The organism is uncultured Limnohabitans sp. (assembly GCF_937889215.1).
Classification (GTDB): domain Bacteria; phylum Pseudomonadota; class Gammaproteobacteria; order Burkholderiales; family Burkholderiaceae_C; genus Limnohabitans_A.
Genome location: NZ_CALBEX010000216.1, coordinates 1 through 1322 on the forward strand (window position 1 = coordinate 1; position 1322 = coordinate 1322).

Below are 1322 nucleotides of genomic sequence, written 5' to 3' on the forward strand. Positions count from 1 at the left end.
GACATGGCCGAAAACTGCGGTGAATCGGCTGGGACAGCAAACCCCCAAAACAGCAAAGCCCCCAGTTGCAACAGCGGCCAGCTGTCCGGAATGAAGGGGTAAACCACGCACATCAACCCCGAAGCGGCAAGGGCACTGGCCGCCACCCGTGCGCTGCCCACGCGGCGGCTCCAAATGCCGCCCAGCACGCAGCCGAAAAAGCCGATGCCGATGACGGCAAAACCGATCCACGCCACCGAAGATGCCAAGCTCTGGCCCGGCTCTGTCAAGGCGCGGGCAATCGGCAGGCTCAGCCAGGGCAGCACGCTCCAAAAAGCGTACAGCTCCCACATGTGGCCAAAATAACCCAGCGCCGAAGCGCGAAAGCCGCGCACAGCGATGACCTCGCGCAGGGCCTGCGCGTTCAGGCGCACGGGCGCGGCAGCGCTCTGGGTGGGTGTGGCACTTTGGGGTCGCGGTGCTTGCCCTATGCAGGCCACCAGGACCGCCCCGGTCACCGCCAACAACGACGAGCCCATCAGCACTTCAGGCCAAGGCAAGCTGTGGCCCAAGGCGCGCAAGGCATGCGGCATGGCGGTGCCCAAAGTCAGCATGCCCACCAGCCAACCCAGGGCGGCCGCCGGCTTGCTGCCTACGCGCTGCACCAGCATCTTCATGCCCAACGGGTAAATGCCGGCCAAGCACATGCCCACCCCAAAGCGCAGGCTCCAGAAAACGCCGTAATCGGTCACGCCCCAGGTGACGGCGGCATTGGCCAGCGCCCCCAGCAAGCTGCACACCACAAAAATGCGGGTGGGCTGAAAGCGGTCTGCTGCGCCGCTGAAAGCAAACGCCAGCGTGCCCGCAATGAAGCCCAGTTGTGTGGCCGCCAACAGCCAGCCGAAAGCGGCTGCGCTCAGCTGCCAATCGCGCATCAGGCTGTCGGCCACCCCGCTGGGACTGAACCACAGCGAGGTGCTCAGGCACTGGGCCAAAACAATGAAGGCCACCGCCAATGAGGGTTTGGGGGAGGTGGGGGGCAGGGGGGGTCGGTGCGTTTCAATTCAGGCCATCGATCGCAGCACGTCTGGCCACTGTTGTGCGACTTTGATCAAGGTTTGCGCCGCCCCCGAGGGCTGGCTGCGGCCCTGTTCCCAGTTTTGCAAAGTGCGCACCGACACCCCCATCAACTGCGCAAAGGCCGATTGCGTCAAACCCACCTTGGCCCGCGCCTCGGCGGCGGCCGACAGCGTGACCTGGTGCATCCGGCCTTCTCCGCGCTGAACTTGCTGGCTCGAGGTGAGCACATCCTGTGCAAACGCTTGCATTTCTGGGCCCATGAC

Annotated in this window: 2 protein-coding genes; both read right to left on the reverse strand. The window is 65.0% G+C overall.

From position 1 onward, the window contains the following. A partial coding sequence (locus tag Q0341_RS05535) for an MFS transporter (RefSeq protein ID WP_299511090.1) occupies positions 1-989 on the reverse strand: 989 nt, incomplete at its 3' end. Between the two features lie 54 nt (positions 990-1043). After that, a partial coding sequence (locus Q0341_RS05540) for a helix-turn-helix domain-containing protein (protein ID WP_366522674.1) occupies positions 1044-1322 on the reverse strand: 279 nt, incomplete at its 5' end.